Source organism: Polaromonas sp. AET17H-212, assembly GCF_002379085.1.
In the GTDB taxonomy this organism is placed as follows: domain Bacteria; phylum Pseudomonadota; class Gammaproteobacteria; order Burkholderiales; family Burkholderiaceae_C; genus Polaromonas.
Genome location: NZ_NBZW01000019.1, coordinates 1 through 17800, shown reverse-complemented (window position 1 = coordinate 17800; position 17800 = coordinate 1). Strand labels below are relative to the sequence as shown.

The 17800-nt window shown below is 64.7% G+C and carries 16 protein-coding genes; 13 read left to right on the top strand and 3 right to left on the bottom strand.

Features of this window, described 5'->3' with window-relative positions:
* Position 1: 1 nt before the first annotated feature.
* Entirely contained in the window at positions 2-697 is a 696-nt protein-coding gene (locus tag B7G53_RS14845) for a GntR family transcriptional regulator (protein WP_096669033.1), read from the bottom strand.
* Positions 698-810: 113 nt separating this feature from the next.
* Between B7G53_RS14845 and B7G53_RS14840 the strand changes: the two genes are divergently transcribed.
* The 4 genes from B7G53_RS14840 to B7G53_RS14825 all read left to right on the top strand — a co-directional run bounded on the left by B7G53_RS14840 (position 811) and on the right by B7G53_RS14825 (position 5270).
* Positions 811-2031, top strand: coding sequence for a pyridoxal-phosphate-dependent aminotransferase family protein (locus B7G53_RS14840; protein ID WP_096669031.1), 1221 nt, complete (start codon positions 811-813; stop codon positions 2029-2031).
* Between the two features lie 107 nt (positions 2032-2138).
* Positions 2139-3107: a Bug family tripartite tricarboxylate transporter substrate binding protein gene (locus B7G53_RS14835; protein WP_096669029.1), complete on the top strand. Its 969-nt coding sequence runs from the start codon at positions 2139-2141 to the stop codon at positions 3105-3107.
* Positions 3108-3258: 151 nt separating this feature from the next.
* Positions 3259-4497 carry a CaiB/BaiF CoA transferase family protein gene (locus B7G53_RS14830; protein ID WP_096669027.1) on the top strand — a complete coding sequence of 413 codons (1239 nt, stop codon included), beginning with the start codon at positions 3259-3261 and terminating at the stop codon, positions 4495-4497.
* Entirely contained in the window at positions 4494-5270 is a 777-nt protein-coding gene (locus B7G53_RS14825) for an enoyl-CoA hydratase/isomerase family protein (protein ID WP_096669024.1), read from the top strand. The genes B7G53_RS14830 and B7G53_RS14825 overlap by 4 nt, the downstream gene beginning before the upstream one ends.
* Positions 5271-5279: 9 nt before the next feature.
* Here the strand turns inward: B7G53_RS14825 and B7G53_RS14820 are convergent, their stop codons facing one another.
* Positions 5280-6179 carry a LysR family transcriptional regulator gene (locus tag B7G53_RS14820; protein ID WP_096669022.1) on the bottom strand — a complete coding sequence of 300 codons (900 nt, stop codon included), beginning with the start codon at positions 6177-6179 and terminating at the stop codon, positions 5280-5282.
* A 184-nt stretch (positions 6180-6363) separates the two neighbouring features.
* On the opposite strand from B7G53_RS14820, the gene B7G53_RS14815 reads away from it, so the two are divergent.
* From B7G53_RS14815 to B7G53_RS14780, 8 genes are all read left to right on the top strand, one after another.
* Positions 6364-7245 (top strand): FAS1-like dehydratase domain-containing protein, encoded by an 882-nt coding sequence (locus tag B7G53_RS14815; RefSeq protein WP_096669020.1) that lies wholly within the window; start codon positions 6364-6366, stop codon positions 7243-7245.
* Between the two features lie 142 nt (positions 7246-7387).
* The gene (locus B7G53_RS14810) at positions 7388-8557 is read left to right on the top strand and encodes an acyl-CoA dehydrogenase family protein (protein WP_096669018.1); all 1170 of its coding nucleotides are present in this window, start codon (positions 7388-7390) and stop codon (positions 8555-8557) included.
* 727 nt (positions 8558-9284) lie between these two features.
* A complete protein-coding gene (locus B7G53_RS14805) occupies positions 9285-10475 on the top strand; it encodes a CaiB/BaiF CoA transferase family protein (RefSeq protein WP_096669016.1) in 1191 nt (396 codons plus the stop codon).
* 67 nt (positions 10476-10542) lie between these two features.
* Positions 10543-11907, top strand: coding sequence for an MmgE/PrpD family protein (locus tag B7G53_RS14800; protein WP_096669014.1), 1365 nt, complete (start codon positions 10543-10545; stop codon positions 11905-11907).
* On the top strand, positions 11904-12785 hold the full coding sequence (locus B7G53_RS14795; protein ID WP_096669012.1) for an HpcH/HpaI aldolase/citrate lyase family protein: 882 nt from the start codon (positions 11904-11906) through the stop codon (positions 12783-12785). The genes B7G53_RS14800 and B7G53_RS14795 overlap by 4 nt, the downstream gene beginning before the upstream one ends.
* 221 nt (positions 12786-13006) lie before the next feature.
* Positions 13007-14017, top strand: a complete 1011-nt coding sequence (locus B7G53_RS14790) for a TRAP transporter substrate-binding protein (RefSeq protein WP_096669010.1) — start codon at positions 13007-13009, stop codon at positions 14015-14017.
* A 41-nt stretch (positions 14018-14058) separates the two neighbouring features.
* On the top strand, positions 14059-14595 hold the full coding sequence (locus B7G53_RS14785) for a TRAP transporter small permease (protein WP_096669008.1): 537 nt from the start codon (positions 14059-14061) through the stop codon (positions 14593-14595).
* The gene (locus tag B7G53_RS14780; protein WP_096669006.1) at positions 14592-15869 is read left to right on the top strand and encodes a TRAP transporter large permease; all 1278 of its coding nucleotides are present in this window, start codon (positions 14592-14594) and stop codon (positions 15867-15869) included. Before B7G53_RS14785 ends, B7G53_RS14780 begins: the two co-directional genes overlap by 4 nt.
* A gap of 185 nt (positions 15870-16054) precedes the next feature.
* On the opposite strand, the gene nth is transcribed toward B7G53_RS14780, so the two are convergent.
* Positions 16055-16696 (bottom strand): endonuclease III, encoded by a 642-nt coding sequence (gene nth, locus B7G53_RS14775; protein ID WP_096669004.1) that lies wholly within the window; start codon positions 16694-16696, stop codon positions 16055-16057.
* 209 nt (positions 16697-16905) lie between these two features.
* Between nth and B7G53_RS14770 the strand changes: the two genes are divergently transcribed.
* Positions 16906-17800: PAS domain-containing protein (locus B7G53_RS14770; RefSeq protein ID WP_141396349.1), on the top strand; the 895-nt coding region annotated here is incomplete at its 3' end.

Below are 17800 nucleotides of genomic sequence, written 5' to 3'. Positions count from 1 at the left end.
TTCATGCCTTGGCAGGCGTCTGGCGTGCCGATTGGGCCGCGCGCAACTGTTCGATGACCACGCTGAGCTTGTTGCCCAGGTGGCTGGCCAGCACCGCGCGCATGGCGACCGGGTCGCGTGCGCTGAGCGCTTCAACCATCAGTTCATGTTCCTTCACGGCCGCGCGCCATTTGTCGCCGTCCTGGTTGGAGCGAAAACGCAGGGCCTGCAGGCGCGCATTGACTTGCTTGTAGGTGGCCGTGAGCACCGGGTTTTTGGCCGCGGCATTGATGGCCGCGTGAATCGCGGCATTGAGCCGGTAATAAGCGGGCAGGTCGCGGCGGGTGTAGGCGGCCATCATCTCGTAATGCATGGCCTTGATCTCGGCGAGCTCGGCATCGGTGATGCGCTGGGCGGCCAGCTCGCCCGACTGCGCTTCCAGCCCGGCCATGACTTCAAAGGTGTGGAGCACGTCGTCTTCGGTCAATTCCACCGCAATCGCGCCGCGATTGGGCAGCAGCTCCACCAGCCCTTCCGCGGCCAGCATCTTGATGGCTTCGCGCAGCGGCGTGCGTGACACGTTGAGCTCTTCCGCGAGCGCGCGCTCGTTGAGCTTGGCGCCCGGTGGGATGCGGTTTTCAACCAGCATCTGGCGCAAGCGATGCGCCACCTGCTCATGCAGGGCGGCACGTGGGATCGCAAGGATGTCAGCAGTCATGGGTAAATATTGTATGCAAAAAAAAGCGCGCTAAATTCAAATATAGGGATAAATCGGTTGACAAATGAATTTTGTATGCAAAAAATGGTGGTTATTCATGGAGCCCCCGAAATATGCTGACGCTTGACTTTCACCCCACCGGCCGCCACTTCCTGCAAATCCCCGGGCCGTCGCCCGTGCCGGACCGCATTTTGCGCGCCATGAGCCTGCCCACCATCGACCACCGCGGCCCCGAGTTCGGCGCACTGGGCCTGAAGGTGCTGGCCGACATCAAGAAGATTTTCCAGACCCGACAGCCGGTCATCATTTATCCGGCCTCGGGCACGGGCGCCTGGGAAGCCGCGCTGGTCAACACCCTGAGCCCCGGCGACCACGTGCTGATGTACGAAACCGGCCACTTTGCCGCCCTCTGGCAAAAGCTGGCCATGCGTGTTGGCCTGAAAACCGAGGTGATGACCGACCCCGGCACCGAAGTCTGGCGCCACGGCGTGCGCGCCGACCTGATCGAAGAGCGGCTCAAGGCGGACACGCAGCACAGCATCAAGGCCGTGTGTGTGGTGCACAACGAAACCTCCACCGGGGTGACCAGCAACATTGCCGCCGTGCGCAAGGCCATCGACGCCGCCAGACACCCCGCGCTGCTGCTGGTGGACACCATTTCCGGCCTGGCCTCGGCCGAATACAAACACGACGAGTGGGGCGTGGACGTCAGCATCAGCGGTTCGCAAAAAGGCCTGATGCTGCCGCCCGGCATCAGCTTCAATGCGGTGTCGACCAAGGCGCTGGAAGCCAGCAAGACCGCCAAACTGCCGAAAGCCTTCTGGGCCTGGGACGAGATCATCGAGATGAACAAGACCGGCTACTGGCCGTCCACGCCCAACACCAACCTGCTCTACGGTCTGAACGAGGCCTGCGACATGTTGCTTGAGCATGGCCTGGACGTGGTGTTCGCGCGCCACCAGCGCTGGGCCGAGGGTGTGCGCGCTGCGGTCAGGGCCTGGGGCCTGCAGATCCAGTGCGCCGATGCGGCAGTGTATTCACCGATCCTGACCGGCGTGATGACGCCCGAAGGCGTGGACGCCGATGCCGTGCGCAAGATCATTTACGAGCGTTTTGACTGTTCGCTGGGCACCGGCCTGGGCAAGGTCAAGGGCAAGATGTTCCGCATCGGCCACCTCGGCGACTGCAACGACCTGACGCTGATGGCCGCACTGTCGGGCTGCGAGATGGGCCTGAAAATCGCCGGCGTCAAGCTGGCCGGTTCGGGTGTCCAGGCGGCGATGGACCATTTTTCCAGCCATGCCGCGGTGGTGCCGCTGCGCAAGGCGGCCTGACCACCGTTTTCCCTTTCCTGCTGACTTTTGCTTTTCCTGTCTTTTCTGCTTTCCCGCGCATCCGCTTCCTTTCGACGATTTCAATAACTATCCACTGGAGACAAACCATGCAACGCAGAACCCTTGTGACCGCCGGCGCCGCGGCCCTGGCCTTTCCCTCGCTGATCCTTGCGCAGAACCTGCCCACCGGGCCGGTGCGCATCATCGTCGGCTTCGCGCCCGGCGGTGGTACCGACATCCTGGCCCGCGTCATCGGCCAGAAGCTCGGTGAGATGTGGAAGACGCAAGTCATCGTCGAGAACAAGGCGGGCGCCTCGGGCACCATCGCCGCCGACTACGTGGCCAAGCAACCCGGCGACGGCGCCACCTTGCTGATGGCCCACATCAACAGCCAGGCCATCACGCCGGCGCTGCAGAAGGTCAACTACGACGCGGCGAAAGACTTCCAGCCGGTGGTGCTGGTCGGCGTCACACCCAACCTGCTGATCTGCAACGAGAACCAGCCGGCCAAGACCGTGAAGGACCTGGTCGAGTTGTGCCGCGCCAACCCCGGCAAGATCAGCTTCGGCTCGGCCGGCACCGGCAGCGCGCAGCACCTGGCGCTGGAGATGTTCATGCTGGCGGCCAAGGTCAAGGCCATCCACGTGCCGTACAAAGGCTCGGGCCCCATGCTCACCGACCTGATCGGCGGCAACATCCAGTACAGCTTCGACACCATGACGGCGGCCACGCCGCATGTGAAAAGCGGCAAGGCGATTGCCCTTGCGCAGACGCGCCAGCAGCGCGTGCCCGCCTACGCCAACGTGCCAACCATGGCCGAGTCGGGCTTCCCGGGCTTCGAGGCCACCACCTGGTACGGGCTGGCCGGTCCCGCGAAGATGCCGCTGGCCATGGCCAAACGCATGAACGAGGACATCAACAAGGTCATGCTGATGCCCGACGTGATGGAAAAGCTGGCCGCCTCGGGCGCCCAGGATGGCGGCGGCTCGACCGAGAAGTTCGGCGACTTCATGCGCGCCGAGCAGATCAAGTGGGCCAAGATCATCAAGGACGGCGGCGTCAAGGCCGACGCCTGAGCCATGTAGGGGGCGGCGGGGCGCGCTGAGCGTCCCGCGCGCCTTGCTCTCCTGCCGGCCCGCCTGCCGGCATTTCCATTGCCCCTCCCATCCCGAGGGGAGGTATTCCCTTTTCGCGAGCCGCGCAACAGCCATCAACAAGGACTACTGAGTGAAAGAAGCGTCAATCAACGAACAGGCGAACAAGGCGGCGCGGCCGCTGCCGCTGGCCGGTGTCCGCGTGCTGGACATCAGCCAGGTGATGGCCGGCCCCTACGCCTGCATGCTGCTGGCGGACATGGGGGCTGACGTGATCAAGATCGAACCGCCGGGCAGCGGCGACCAGACACGCGGCGCCATGGGCTTCAAGATGAAGGGCCCCGATTCACTGGGCTTCCTGAACATGAACCGCAACAAGCGCAGTGTCGCGCTCAACCTCAAGTCCGAGGCGGGCCGCAAGGTGTTGCTAGAGCTGGCGAAGGAGGCCGACATCCTGCTGGAGAACTACCGCCCCGGCGCGATGAAGCGGCTGGGCCTGGGCTACGAGGTGCTCAAGGAGGTCAACCCGCGCCTGGTCTACACCAGCATCTCGGGCTTCGGCCAGACCGGCCCCTGGTCCGACCGGCCGGGGTTCGACCTGATGGCGCAGGCCATGTCGGGCGTGATGAGTGTCACCGGTTACCCGGGGGGTCCGCCGGTGAAGGCCGGTGTGCCGGTGGCCGACATCGGCTGCGCGCTGTTCGCGGTGTATGCCACCCTCTCCGCCTACATCGGCGCCAAGGCCAGCGGTCAGGGCCAGCATGTGGACGCCTCGCTGTTCGACTCGGCGCTGGCTTTCTCGGTCTGGGACATCTGCGATTACTGGGGCACGGGCAAGGAGCCCGAACCGCTGGGCACCTCGAACAAGATGACCGCGCCGTATCAGGCGATGGCCTGTTCGGACGGCTACTTCGTGATGGGCGCCAACAACCAGAAGCTCTGGCTGCAGTTGTGCAAGCTGATGGGCCGTGAAGAGCTGCTGGCCGACGAGCGTTTTTCCACCATCTCGCTGCGCCTGGCCAACCGGCACGCGCTGGAGGTGGAGCTGGAGAAAACCTTCCGTCTCCAGCCCAAGGACTACTGGGTGTCCACTTTCCTGGAAGCCGGCATTCCCGCCGGCCCCATCCTGACCTATCCCGAAGCCTTTGACAGCGACCATGCCAAGGCGCGCGAGATGCGCATGGAGATCGACCATCCGATGGAGGGCAAGGTGCCCAACATCGGCTTTGCCGTCAAGATGTCCGGCACACCGCAGCAGGTGCGCCGCCATCCGCCGCGCCTGGGCGAACACACGGCCGAGGTGCTGGCGGAACTGGGCATCGACGCCGAGGCGCAGGTCCGGCTCGGCGAGCAGGGGGCTTTTGCAGCATGAGTGAAGGCGCCGTCCACCTCAGCATCAGCGGGGGCGTGGCCTCGGTGGTGTTTGACCGCCCCGCGGCACGCAATGCCATGACCTGGGCCATGTACGAACGGCTCAACCAGATCTGCGATCTGCTGGCAGCCGAGACCTCGGTGCGCGTGGTGACCTTCCGCGGCGCCGGCGGCCAGGCTTTTGTGGCCGGCACCGACATCGAGCAGTTCACCACCTTCCGCAGCGGGGAGGACGGGGTCGCCTACGAGCAGCAGATCGACGAATGCATCGCCCGGCTGGAGTCGCTGCCCATGCCGACGATCGCCGCCATTGAAGGCTGGACCATAGGTGGCGGCCTGGCGATCGCGACGGCCTGCGATTTCCGCATCGCCACACCAGGCTCAAAGTTCGGCGTGCCGATTGCCCGAACCCTGGGCAACTGCCTCTCGGTGGCGAATCTGGCGCGGCTCAGCGCCGTGTTCGGCATTCCCCGCGTCAAACGCATGCTGATGCTGGCCGACATCGTGACGGCCGACGAAGCGCTGGCTTGCGGTTTTCTCACGCAGATCAGCGAGGCCGGAGAGATCGACGCGGTGCTGGAGAGCCTGTGCGAACGCCTGGCTGCGCTGGCGCCCGTGACCCAGCGTGTCAGCAAGGAAGGCCTGCGCCGGCTGGTCAACCATGCGCTGCCGTCCGACGAAGACCTGATCCGCCGCTGTTACGGCAGCGACGATTTTCGCGAGGGTGTGTCGGCGTTTGTGGCGAAAAGAAGCCCGGTCTGGAAGGGTTCCTAGCAAAATTTCTCAGGCGCCATCGCGATAGTGCGCGCACAGCGTGGCGATCAGCGATTCGGCGTAGCGGGGCAGGGCCTCGCGGTTGCGCACCAGGATGTAACGCTCGCGCACGCTCCAGGGCTCCAGCAGCTCCACCAGCGCGATGCCCATGGCCTCCTGGTTGCGCCGCGCGGCCGATTCGGGCACGATGCCGACGCCTACGCCCGCACCTATCATGCGGCACATGGCGTCAAAGCTCGAGAGCTGGATGCGCAGTTTCAGCGGCTTGCCCAGGCGCTCGACCACCTGCGCCAGAAAAGTCTGCAAGGTGCTGCCCGACTGCATGCCCACCGCGTCCTCGTCCAGCGTTTCGGCGAAAGCAATCTTTTTACGGCGCGCAAAGCGGTGGTTTCTGGCCGTGGCCAGCACCAGCCGGTCGGTGCTGAAGTGAATCGCTTCCAGCCCCAGCGTGTCCACCTGGCCGGCCACGATGCCCATGTCGGCGCGGCCGTCAAGCACGCCGCGCGCAATCTCGGGATTGGGTTTTTCCTGCAGGTCGATGTTGATCTTCGGGTTGTCCGCCAGAAAGCCCGGCAGGATCTCCGGCAGGAAGTCCGTGACCGCGGTGGTGTTGGCAAACACGCGCAAATGCCCGCGCAGGCCACCGCCGTATTCCTGCAGGTCGGCCCGCAACTGCTCGGCTTGCCGCAGCACCCCGCGCGCGTGGAACAGGAAGGCTTCACCGGGTGGCGTCAGTCGCACACCGCGTGCCTCGCGGTAGAGCAGGCTCAGGCCCGACTGGGCCTCGAGCGACTTGATGCGCGCGCTGGCCGCCGCAAGCGAGAGGTGCTGGCGCCCGGCAGCGCGGGTCATGTTGCCCTCGTCGGCAGTCGCCACAAAAAGCCGCAGGTCCGTCAGGTCGAATTGCATGGCAGCATGCTACCGCAAGTTCGTCAAGCCTTTCGTTTGGGCGAAGCCTTGCAGCAAGCCGTCTCCCATGAGAAACGGCATAGCCAGGGGCTCAGGAGGGACTCCAAGGCTTCGGATTTAACGAAGGCTGGCTGTTGAAATGGCTGATTGCTTTGTGGTCCGTCCTGCGCCACCATCTCCATCCATGACGCCTGACATTCGCACGATAGACGCCGCCACCTTGGCCCACCTGCAAAGCTGGGTCGGCCGCACCGAAACCCTGGTGGACGACATCAACGCCGCGCCGCTGCGCGGACTCTCCGCCACGCTGGACCGCGAGGACCCGCCGCCCGTGGCCGGCACGGCCGTGCCGCCGCTGTGGCACTGGCTGTACTTTTTGCCGCAGCCACGCCGCTCCGAGATTGGGCCCGACGGGCACGCCCGACGCGGCGGCTTCCTGCCGCCCGTGCCCTTGCCGCGCCGCATGTGGGCCGGCGGTCGGCTGCAGTGGCACCAGCAGGTGCTGCAGGTCGGCGATGCGGTCAAACGCCTTTCGCGCATCGAGTCGGTCACCCACAAAGCCGGGCGCACCGGTGACCTGGTGTTTGTGCTGGTCCGCCACGAGATCCACAACGCGCAGGGCCTGACCCTCAGCGAAGAACATGACATTGTTTACCGCGCCAACCCGCAGCCCGGTGATCCGGTGCCGCCGCCCCAGCTGGCCGCCAAAGAGGCGGCCTGGACGGAAACCGTCACACCCGACGACGTGCTGCTGTTCCGCTATTCGGCGTTGACCTTCAACGGCCACCGCATCCACTACGACCGGCGCTACGTCACCGAGGTCGAGGGTTACCCCGGCCTCATCGTGCATGGCCCGCTGATCGCCACGCTGCTAACGGAACTGGTGCGCAAGCACAGGCCCGGCGTCCGACTGCTCGGTTTCCAGTTCCGCGCGGTGCGGCCGGTGTTTGACACCGCGCCCTTCAGGATCCATGGCACACCCTCAGCGGACGGCAAGACCGTGCAGCTCTGGACCGAAGACCACGAAGGCTGGCTCACCATGCAGGCCACGGCGACGCTGGTCTGAACTGAGAACAACTGGCCGCACACCGTTCGCGTTGAGTTTGTCGAAACGCAGCAGCCCGGCAGCTACTCGCCTTCGACAGGCTCAGGCCGAACGGCGTGTGGGTTAAGCACCTCGCCGAAATTGAAACTGATCAGAAAGATTCATGAAAACACAAATCCCGACTCCCGATGCCTATCAGGACATGCGCGAGGCCCTGCGCGGCATGCTGGCCTCGTTTGACTCCGCCTACTGGCAGAAGGTGGACCACGAGCGCGGCTACCCAGAAACCTTTGTCAACGCCCTGACCGAAGCCGGCTGGCTGGCGGCGCTGATTCCGGCGGAATACGGCGGCTCGGGCCTGGGCCTGGCGGAAGCCTCGGTGATCATGGAAGAGATCAACTTCGCCGGCGGCAACGCCGGCGCCTGCCACGGCCAGATGTACAACATGGGCACCTTGCTGCGCCACGGCTCGGACGCACAGAAAAAGCTCTACCTGCCCCGAATCGCCAGCGGCGAGCTGCGCCTGCAGTCCATGGCCGTGACCGAGCCGACGACAGGCACCGACACCACGCAGCTCAAGACCACCGCGGTGAAGAAGGGCGACAAGTACGTCGTCAACGGCCAGAAGGTCTGGATCTCGCGCATCCAGCACTCCGACCTCATGATCCTGCTGGCCCGCACCACGCCGCTGGCCGAGGTGAAGAAAAAATCCGAAGGCATGTCCATCTTCATCGTCAACCTGAAGGACGCGATTGGGAATGGCATGGCGGTGCAGCCGATTGCCAACATGGTCAACCACGAGACCAACGAAGTCTTTTTCGACAACCTGGAAATTCCCGCGGAAAACCTGATCGGCGAGGAAGGCAAGGGCTTCAAGTACATCCTCGACGGCCTGAACGCCGAACGCACGCTGATTGCCGCCGAATGTATTGGCGACGCCTACTGGTTTGTCGACAAGGCGCGCAACTACGCGAGCGAACGCGTGGTCTTCAACCGCCCCATCGGCCAGAACCAGGGCGTGCAGTTCCCGATTGCCGACGCCTACATCGAGACCGAAGCCGCCAACCTGATGCGCTTCAAGGCCTGTGAGCTGTTCGACGCCGGCAAGCCCTGCGGCGCCGAAGCCAACATGGCCAAGTACCTGGCCGCGAAAGCGTCGTGGGAAGCGGCCAATGTGTGCCTGCAGACGCATGGCGGCTTTGGGTTTGCCAATGAATACGACGTGGAACGCAAATTTCGCGAGACGCGGCTGTACCAGGTGGCACCGATTTCCACGAATTTGATTTATTCGTATGTGGCGGAGCATTTGCTTGGGTTGCCGAGGTCGTTCTGAACTGCCGGACTGCAGTCATGAAGTCTTCTCCAGCGTCGTTGTTCGCCAGCAAGGCGGGTCTCGCCCCGTCGGGCGAGGCTCTGCCAAGTCTGCGTTCAATCACCGTTCGGGCGGAGCTTGTCGAAGCCGTCTTTCCGTCCTGCGTTGGGGGTGTGCCAACAGGCCGGGGGTTGCCCGGCGGCAACTCACTTTTCTTTTGCGTCGCCAAAAGAAAAGTAAGCAAAAGAAAAGGCGACCCTGCTGTCTGCGTCCCCCTTCGCTTGCGCTACGGGGGCAACCTGCGGTGCTCGGTCCAGCCGGGGCCGGGCTCGAACTCGCCTTCGGCTCAGACAATCGCCCATCCTGATCCGTCTGGACCTCCGCTCCTCGGCGCAGCCAGAAGGGAGGTGGGATCGGGAGCGGGCTCGCCTCCCCGTACCAGCATTGGATTTTTCTTCCCCCACCCGTCGGGCCGGGCCGAGGAGCGCAGCCGAAAACGGATCAGGGCGAGCGATTGTCTGAGCGTAGCGAGTTCGAGCTCGACCCCGTTTTCGGCGAGCACCGCAGGTTGCCCCGCAGCGCAGCGCAGGGGACCCGGACCATCGGGTCGCCTTTTCTTTGGTGACTTTCTTTTGGCGACGCAAAAGAAAGTTACTTGCCGCCGGGCAACCCCCGGCATGCCTCGCAAACCGAATGCTTTCAAAATCAATGCCGCGGCTGTAACGAGCCGGGGTTCGAGGGGACACCCATGACTCAACAAACAAGACCTCTCGACGGCATCACCGTCATCTCCCTCGAACACGCGATCGCCGCGCCGTTCTGCACCCGCCAGCTCGCCGACCTCGGCGCCCGCGTGATCAAGGTCGAACGTCCCGGCGTCGGCGACTTTGCGCGCGCTTACGACCAGCGGGTCGACGGCATGGCTTCGCACTTTGTCTGGGTGAATCGCTCCAAGGAGAGTCTGACGCTGGACTTGAAGCAAGCCGGTGCACTGGCCGTGCTCAGTCAACTGCTGGAAACCGCCGACGTGCTGGTGCAAAACCTCGCGCCGGGTGCGGCCGCGCGCATGGGCCTGGGTTTTGAGGAGCTGCATGCGGCCAACCCGAAACTGATCGTCTGCGACATTTCGGGTTATGGCGACGACGGCCCCTACCGCGACAAGAAAGCCTACGATCTGCTGATCCAGAGCGAGGCCGGTTTCCTGTCGGTGACCGGCACGCCCGACGAGCCCTGCAAGGCGGGCAACTCGGTGGCCGACATTGCCGCCGGCATGTATGCCTACAGCAGCATCCTGGCCGCGCTGCTGCAACGCGGCAAGACCGGCCAGGGCTCGCACATCGACGTGTCCATGCTCGAGTCGCTGGCCGAGTGGATGGGCTACCCCATGTATTACGCCTACGGTGGTGCCACGCCGCCGCCGCGCAGCGCGGCATCCCACGCGACGATTTATCCCTACGGCCCGTTTGCGGCCGGTGACGGCGGCACCGTCATGCTCGGGCTGCAGAATGAACGCGAATGGGTGATTTTCTGCAAGCTCGTGTTGCAGCAGCCCGGGCTGGCGACCGATGCGCGGTTTGACAGCAACGCGCGGCGCAACGAACACCGCGAGGCGCTCAAGGCCATCATCCTCACCGCGTTTGCCGGCATGAGCACCGCCGAGGTGACCACCCGGCTCGACGAGGCGCAGATTGCCAACGCCCGCATGAACAGCATGGCCGAGCTCTGGGCGCATCCGCAGCTCAAGGCGCGGGACCGCTGGCGCCAGGTGGCTTCGCCGGTGGGTGAGATTCCCGCGCTGCTGCCGCCGGGCCGCATCAGCAGCTTTGACTACCGCATGGACCCCATCCCCGCCGTCGGCCAGCACACCCGCGCCATCCTGCGGGAACTGGGGCAGGGCGATGACGCCATTGCCGCGCTGCAGCAGACGGATGCTATTTAATTGATAGCTGTCGGCGCAGGTTCAACAAGGGCTGGCGCCTGATTTTATTTAAAGATACGGATTCACCATGAGCAACACCCCCACCGCCCAACTCGCCGCCTTCGCCGCTGGCCTGAGCTTCGAGGCCATTCCCGCATCCGTCGTGCGCAAGGCGGAAGACCTGCTGGTCGACTGGTTCGGCTCGGCGATTGCAGGCAAGGGCGCGCGCCCGGTCGAGACCATCACGCGTTTCGCCGCCAGCATGGGGCCGGCGGGCGGCGTGGCCGAAGTGCTGATCAACCGCAGCCGGACCAGCGCCTACTTTGCCGCCATGGCTAACGCGGCCGCCTCGCATGTCGCCGAGCAGGACGACGTGCACAACGGCTCGGTGTTCCACCCCGCCACGGTGGTGTTTCCGGTGGCGCTGGCGATGGCGCAGACGCTGGGCAGCAGCGGCAGGCAGATGCTCACCGCCGCTGTTGCCGGTTACGAGGTCGGCATCCGGGTCGGCGAGTTTCTGGGCCGCTCGCACTACAAGGTGTTCCACACCACCGGCACCGCCGGCACGCTGGCGGCGGCAGCCACGGCAGGCAGCCTGCTGGGCCTGAGCGCGGCGCAGATGCAGCACGCCTTCGGTTCGGCCGGCACGCAGTCGGCCGGGCTCTGGGAGTTTTTGCGCACGGCCGCCGACTCCAAGCAACTGCACACCGCGCACGCCGCCGCCGCCGGCCTGATGTCGGCCTGCCTGGCGCAGGAGGGTTTCACCGGCGCGGCGCAGATTCTCGAAGGCCCGCAAGGCATGGCCGCCGGCATGTCCAGCGACGCCGATCCGGCCAAATTGATCGACGGCTTGGGCACGCGCTGGGCCACGGCCGAGACCTCGTTCAAGTACCACGCGTCCTGCCGCCACACCCACCCGGCGGCCGACGCCCTGCTGCAGGTCATGCAGGCCCATCAGCTGGCCCCGGCCGACATCGCCAGTGTGGTCACCCATGTGCACCAGGGCGCCATCGACGTGCTGGGTCCGGTTGTGAACCCGGCCACGGTGCACCAGAGCAAGTTCTCCATGGGCACGGTGCTGGCGCTGGTGGCGCGGTTCGGCCACGCCGGCCTGGTCGAGTTCGATCAACATTTCCGCGAAGACGCCACCACGGCCCTGCGTGACCGGGTCACGATGGTGCTCGATGCCGAGGTGGATGCCGCCTATCCGCAGCGCTGGATTGGCAAGGTCACCGTCACCACGCTGGATGGCCGCGTGCTGCAGGGCCGCGTGGACGAACCCAAGGGCGACCCGGGCAACACCCTGAGCCGCGACGAGATTACCGCCAAGGCCCTGCGCCTGGCCGCCTTCAGCGGCGGCGCCACCCCGGGCGAGATGCAGGCAGCCGTCGATGCCCTGTGGCAGGTCGCGTCATGGCCGCGCGTGGGCCTGCTGCTGGAGGGCAAGGCATGAGCGGGTCCGCCGGCCAGCCGCTGGCGCTGGCCCGCTCCTTCCTGTTCGTGCCCGCCACGCGGCCCGAGCGATTTGCCAAGGCGCTGGCCTCGGGCGCCGACGCCGTCATCATCGACCTCGAGGACGCGGTCGCCCCTGGCGAGAAGGCGCAGGCGCGGCAACTGCTGGCGCAGGCCTGGCCGGGCCTGGCCGCGGCCGGGCGCGCACGCGTGCTGGTGCGTGTGAATGCGGGCAACACGCCCTGGCATGGCGATGACCTGAACCTGCTGGGCGGGCTGGTTGGGTTGGGTGTAGCCGGCGTGGTACTGGCCAAGGCCGAACATGCGGCTCAGCTCTCGCATGTGGCGGCGGTGCTGGGCCCTGCATGCGTGCTGGTGCCGCTGATTGAATCGGTCGCTGGCCTTGATGCGGCCGACACACTGGCGCGTTGTCCCCAGGTGCTGCGGTTGGCCTTTGGCAACCTCGACTTCCAGGCCGATGCCGGCCTGGCTTGCGGACCCGACGAAGCCGAGCTGACAGCGGTGCGGCTGGCGCTGCTGCTGGCTTCGCGCCGCGCGCAACTCGCTTCGCCGATCGACGGCGTGACGGCGGACCTGCAGGATGCCGCGCAGCTGGCGCGCGACGTGTTGCGCAGCCGCAGCGGCGGCTTCGGCGCCAAGCTGTGTATTCATCCCTCGCAGGTGGCAGCGGTCAATGCTGCGTTCAGCCCCAGCCCGGCCGAGATCGACTGGGCGCGTCGTGTGCTCGCTGCCAGCAAGGCCGCCAGCGGTGGTGTGGTCAGCCTTGACGGCCGCATGGTGGACACACCGGTGTTGTTGCTCGCGCGGCGCACGCTGGCCCGAGCCGATCATGGGCAGGGCGGGCCGCACCATGCGTGAGAAGGGTTTGTCCGAATGTTTTCCGGAGCCACCCGCCGCAAGATGCATGCTGTACCTCCGAGCGGCGGCACGGGGCATTCCCCAGGCGGGAGACACTAAACCACGCTGCTGCAACACCATGCCAGGCATCGGTTTGTACGTAGATTGATCAGGCGCTGACAAGCCTATATTTCCATTCAGACGGATGCCCAATCCGCACCTTTTTTTAACCAGGAGACAACATGAAAACAATCCATCGTTTACGCCGCACCCTTCTTGCCACGGCTCTTGCCGCCGGCGCGCTGGCGCTGCCGTTCGCCGCATCGGCCCAGGCACCCATCGTGATCAAGTTCAGCCATGTGGTGGCCGAGCAGACACCCAAAGGGCAGGGTGCACTGAAGTTCAAGGAGCTCGCCGAGAAAAAACTCCCGGGTAAGGTGCAGGTGCAGGTGTTCCCGAGCTCGCAGCTGTTCGGTGATGCCAAGGAGCTCGAAGCGCTGCTGCTCGGCGACGTGCAATTCATTGCACCGTCACTGTCCAAGTTCGACCGCTACACCAAGAAGATCCAGGTGTTCGATCTGCCTTTCCTGTTTGACGACATCGAGGCGGTGGACCGTTTCCAGTCCGGCCCACAGGGCAAGGCTTTGCTGGAGGCCATGAAAGGCCGCGGCCTGCTCGGCCTGGGCTACTGGCACAACGGCATGAAACAGCTGTCCACCAACAAGGACAAGCTGGTCCGTCCCGATGACGTCAAGGGCCTGAAGTTCCGCATCCAGGCGTCCGACGTGCTCGAGGCGCAGTTCCGCGCACTTGGTGCCAACCCGCAGAAAATGGCGTTCGCCGAGGTTTACCAGGCGTTGCAGACCGGCGTGGTTGATGGCCAGGAGAACACCTGGTCGAACATCTACTCGCAGAAGTTCCATGAAGTGCAGAAGACCATTGCCGAGACCAACCACGGCGTGATCGACTACATGGTCGTCACCAATGTCAAATGGTGGGAGGGCCTGCCGGCCGATGTGCGCAAGGGCCTGACCGAAGCCATGACCGAAGCCACCGCCCATGCCAACAAGCTGGCGCTGGACATCAACGAAGCCGACCGCAAGAAGATTGCCGAGGCGGGCAAGGCCAAGATCCAGAAGCTGTCCAAGGACGACGTGGCAGCCTGGCGCAAGGCCATGGAGCCGGTGTGGAAGAAGTTCGAAGGCGACATCGGGCGTGACCTGATCGACGGCGCCCTGAAGTCCAACAAGTAACCACAAGGAAAGGGCCCGCCTGGCGGGCCCTTTGTACATCTATGCGTTGGCTAGAACATTTGGAGGAAGGTCTGATCACCTTCCTGATGGCGGCGATGACGCTGGTCACCTTTATGCAGGTGATTGCGCGTTATGTTTTCAACTACAGCTTTGTCTGGGCGCTGGAGCTCACCGGCGTCATGTTTGCGTGGCTGATTTTTGTGGGCATGTCCTACGGTGTGCGCGTCGGCGCGCATATCGGCGTCGATGCCGCGGTCAAGCTGCTGGGCAACCGCCCGGCCCGCGTGGTGGAGTCGGTCGCCGCCTCGCTGTGCATCGTATACGCCCTGATCGTTGCTTTCGGAAGTTACCAGTATGTATACAAAATTTACAGCGTCGGCATCCTGATGCAGGACATTCCCATCCAGACCTGGATGCCGCGCATCATCCTGCCGCTGGGTTTCCTGCTGCTGGCGTTCCGTTTTGCGCAGGTGTTGTGGCGGCTGGCCAGCGGCCAGGAGGCCCACCTGCTCGGTGACGAGGCCGAAGACGCGCTCAAGCTCAAGGAAGAGCCGGCCACCGGCGAGGTGCGTTCATGACCATCGCTGTCCTGTTCATTTTGCTGCTGGTCTTCATGACGCTGGGCATGCCGATTGCGGTGGCGCTTGGCCTGTCGTCCATCCTGACCATCCTGGTGTTTGCCCAGGACTCGCTGGCCTCGCTGACGCTCAAGCTCTTCGAGACCTCCGAGCTCTACACCTTGCTGGCCATTCCGTTTTTCATTCTCGGCGGCAACTTCATGACGACCGGAGGTGTGGCGCGCCGCATGATCCGGTTTGCCAACGCCTGTATCGGGCACTTTCGGGGCGGCCTGGCCATGGCGTCGGTGCTGGCCTGCATGTTGTTCGCGGCGGTGTCGGGCTCATCACCCGCCACGGTGGTTGCGGTGGGGGCCATCGTGATTGCCGGCATGGTGAAGGCCGGCTACCCGCAGAATTTTGCGGCCGGGGTCATCTGCAACGCCGGCACACTCGGCATCCTGATTCCGCCGTCCATCGTGATGGTGGTGTACGGCGCCGCCACCGAGACCTCGGTCGGCAAGCTTTTCATGGCCGGCGTCATACCGGGCATCATGCTCGGCCTGATGCTCATGCTGGCCATCTACGTGCGTGCCCGCATGCTCGACCTGCCGCGCCAGCCGCGCGCGCCCCTGGGCGAGATCCTGAAGGCCGGCCGCGACTCGCTCTGGGGCCTGCTGCTGATCGTCATCATCCTGGGCGGCATCTACGGCGGCATCTTCACGCCGACCGAAGCCGCGGCCGTGGCCGCGATCTACGCCTTTTTCATTGCCGTGTTCGTCTACCGCGACATCGGCATGAAACAGGTGCCCAAGGTGCTGCTGGATTCGGGCAAGGTCACCATCATGCTGATGTTCATCGTGGCCAATGCGCTGCTGTTTGCGCATGTGCTGACGACCGAACGCATTCCACAGACCATTGCCGAAACCATCATCGGCTGGGGCATGCCGGCCTGGCAGTTCCTCGTGGTGGTCAACATCCTGCTGTTGATCGCCGGCATGTTCATGGAGCCCACCGGCATCATCCTGATCATGGCGCCCATCCTGTTTCCCATAGCCACGCGGCTGGGCATAGACCCCGTTCACCTGGGCATCATCATGGTGGTGAACCTGGAGATAGGCATGGTGACGCCGCCGGTGGGGCTGAACCTGTTTGTCACGGCGGGAATCACCAAGATGTCGATTCTGGGCGTGGCGCGCGCGGCCCTGCCGTGGACACTGGTGCTGCTGCTGTTCCTGATGATCATCACCTACGTGCCGGCCATCACCATGTTCCTGCCCAACATGCTGTTCTGAGCCGCGCCGGGCCTCCCGGTGAACCGACAAGCGCCGCCCCCCCCCTGGGCGGCGTTTTTCATGGAGATTGGATGCCAAATCGGCTTCCAGCCCAGAAGGAATAAGCGCCAGCAGCTATCAAAACAGGAGTAATTCTTCCGGATCAGTCATCCCGGAACCGAAGCGCCCGCAATGGCAAGCCCGTCTCAGCCCGGCTGCGGCGTTTTCGGCGTGTAGTCGCAGTACGGCGCTACTGCGCACTGCCAGCACAGCGGCTTGCGTGCCAGGCACACATAACGCCCGTGCAGGATCAGCCAGTGGTGCGCGTCCACCAGGTACTCGGGCGGAATGCGCTGGAGCAGTTTTTGCTCCACTTCCAGCGGCGTCTTGCCCGGCGCCAGCCCGGTGCGGTTGCCCAGGCGGAAGATATGCGTGTCCACCGCCATCGTCGCCTCGCCAAACGCGGAGTTCAGCACCACGTTGGCCGTCTTGCGGCCGACGCCGGGCAGGGCCTGCAGCGCCTCGCGGCTGCGCGGCACCTGGCCGCCATGGTGCGCCACCAGCATGCGGCAGGTCTCCATCAAGTGTTTGGCCTTGCTGCGGTACAGCCCGATGGTCTTGATATAGCCCTCCAGCCCTTCCTGGCCCAGGTCCAGAATTTTCTGCGGCGTGTTGGCCACCGGGAACAGCTTGCGCGTGGCCTTGTTCACGCTCACGTCGGTGGCCTGGGCGCTCAGCAGCACGGCCACCAGCAGCTCGAACACGCTGGTGTATTCGAGCTCGGTCACGGGCATCGGGTTGGCGGCTTTCAGCGTCGCAAAAAATGGGGCAATGTCAGCAGTTTTCATGCCTTGCAGTGTATGGCTTGTCAATGGGGGGGCAGGGCAGACCGCGCCGGGTCCCGCCGCCGCCCGGATCCAACCAGATGTTGACGCTGCTCAAGTCCGGCGCGGATCGCCGACCCGACACTATGCATGCATATGAATGAGTGGGCGAGTGGTAGGCTATGAGACGCGGTCCGGTCCGGGCCGCGTGTGACCTGTTTCCAGAAAGAGCCATGCGACCTTCTTCCATCGACAGCCTCAACCCCGGCGGCAGCAACCCCGGCGGGTCGGCGGCCCTTTTGGCGGGCGTGCTGGAATCCGCCATGGACGCCATCATCACCGTGGACGAGCAGCAGCGGATCGTCATGTACAACCTGGCGGCCGAGCATATATTCGGCTGGTCGCGGCAAGAGGTGTTGCTGCAGCCCCTCGAAAAGCTGATGCCCCAGCGTTTTCGCGCGGGTCATGCGCAGAACGTCGAGCGATATGGCAACTCCGGCGTGACTTCCCGACGCATGGGAGTGCCCAGGGTCATCCATGGCCTGCGCCGCAGTGGCGAGGAGTTTCCCCTGGACGCCTCGATCTCCGTGCTGCATACCCCCGAAGGCAAGCTGTTCACGACCATTGTTCGCGACATCACGGAGCTGGACCGGCTTCAGCGCGAGCAAGCCGACAACGACGCCCGCCTGCGCGAGAGCCAGCGCCGGCTGCAGGTGGCGCAGCGGCTTGCACGCATCGGCTACTGGCAGATCGACCTTGATACCAACCTGATGTGGTGGTGCGATGAAGCCCATGAGGTGCTCGGTGTGCAGAGTTCGCTGCTTGACGCTTCCTATGAGGGGCTGCTCCGGCTGATCCATCCCGGTGACCGCCAGGCTTTTGCAGCGGCGCGCGATGCAGCTGTCCAGGCTGCATTGCCGCTTGATGCCGAGTTCCGGGTGATCACTGATTCCGGCGCTGAACGCTGGATCCATCTGCTCGGCTGGATCGAAGGCGAAGGCGGGGGCTTGCAGGCACGCCGTCGGACCGGCCTGATTCGGGAGATCACCAACCGCAAGCGTTCGGAAGGTGTGATTGCCCGCAGCCTTGAACTGCTCAACCGCACCGGGGCGCTGGCCAGGGTGGGCG

What these genes read in the sequence shown, in the direction of transcription:
- B7G53_RS14790 (WP_096669010.1), top strand. Translation starts at nt 13,007, where the DNA reads ATGAAAACAATCCATCGTTTACGCCGCACCCTTCTTGCCACGGCTCTT.
- B7G53_RS14845 (WP_096669033.1), bottom strand. Translation starts at nt 697, where the DNA reads ATGACTGCTGACATCCTTGCGATCCCACGTGCCGCCCTGCATGAGCAG.
- B7G53_RS14840 (WP_096669031.1), top strand. Translation starts at nt 811, where the DNA reads ATGCTGACGCTTGACTTTCACCCCACCGGCCGCCACTTCCTGCAAATC.
- B7G53_RS14810 (WP_096669018.1), top strand. Translation starts at nt 7,388, where the DNA reads ATGAAAACACAAATCCCGACTCCCGATGCCTATCAGGACATGCGCGAG.
- B7G53_RS14825 (WP_096669024.1), top strand. Translation starts at nt 4,494, where the DNA reads ATGAGTGAAGGCGCCGTCCACCTCAGCATCAGCGGGGGCGTGGCCTCG.
- nth (WP_096669004.1), bottom strand. Translation starts at nt 16,696, where the DNA reads ATGAAAACTGCTGACATTGCCCCATTTTTTGCGACGCTGAAAGCCGCC.
- B7G53_RS14805 (WP_096669016.1), top strand. Translation starts at nt 9,285, where the DNA reads ATGACTCAACAAACAAGACCTCTCGACGGCATCACCGTCATCTCCCTC.
- B7G53_RS14785 (WP_096669008.1), top strand. Translation starts at nt 14,059, where the DNA reads ATGCGTTGGCTAGAACATTTGGAGGAAGGTCTGATCACCTTCCTGATG.
- B7G53_RS14835 (WP_096669029.1), top strand. Translation starts at nt 2,139, where the DNA reads ATGCAACGCAGAACCCTTGTGACCGCCGGCGCCGCGGCCCTGGCCTTT.
- B7G53_RS14820 (WP_096669022.1), bottom strand. Translation starts at nt 6,179, where the DNA reads ATGCAATTCGACCTGACGGACCTGCGGCTTTTTGTGGCGACTGCCGAC.
- B7G53_RS14815 (WP_096669020.1), top strand. Translation starts at nt 6,364, where the DNA reads ATGACGCCTGACATTCGCACGATAGACGCCGCCACCTTGGCCCACCTG.
- B7G53_RS14780 (WP_096669006.1), top strand. Translation starts at nt 14,592, where the DNA reads ATGACCATCGCTGTCCTGTTCATTTTGCTGCTGGTCTTCATGACGCTG.
- B7G53_RS14800 (WP_096669014.1), top strand. Translation starts at nt 10,543, where the DNA reads ATGAGCAACACCCCCACCGCCCAACTCGCCGCCTTCGCCGCTGGCCTG.
- B7G53_RS14795 (WP_096669012.1), top strand. Translation starts at nt 11,904, where the DNA reads ATGAGCGGGTCCGCCGGCCAGCCGCTGGCGCTGGCCCGCTCCTTCCTG.